The organism is Streptococcus mitis (assembly GCF_946188615.1).
GTDB lineage: Bacteria > Bacillota > Bacilli > Lactobacillales > Streptococcaceae > Streptococcus > Streptococcus mitis_BZ.
Genome location: NZ_CAMHVK010000025.1, coordinates 1 through 341, shown reverse-complemented (window position 1 = coordinate 341; position 341 = coordinate 1). Strand labels below are relative to the sequence as shown.

Below are 341 nucleotides of genomic sequence, written 5' to 3'. Positions count from 1 at the left end.
CCAGACACAAGTAAACCAGGAAGTAAGACAGGAAAAGTATTAATCACTTACCCAGATAAGAGTACGGAAGAAGTGACAGTAACAGTCGAAGTAACGCCACAAAAAGATGAATACAATCCAACCGCAATAGCGCAAGAAGTGGACAATGGTCACGTGCCAGATCCAGAAATAAGTGTAAACAAAACAGGCTTACCAGATGGAACAACAGTCACATGGAAGACAAGGCCAGATGTCAGTACACCAGGCAGTCATCCAGGAGTAGCCTTAGTTCATTATCCAGATGGAACGGAAGATGAAGTCGAAGTACCAGTAAGGGTAAAAGAACAAAAAGATACCTTCAA

General features: G+C 42.5%; 1 protein-coding gene. It reads left to right on the top strand.

Annotation, left to right across the window (positions count from 1 at the left end; genetic code table 11):
* A partial coding sequence (locus OCF95_RS09775) for a Rib/alpha-like domain-containing protein (protein ID WP_261105339.1) occupies window positions 1–341 on the top strand: 341 nt, incomplete at both ends.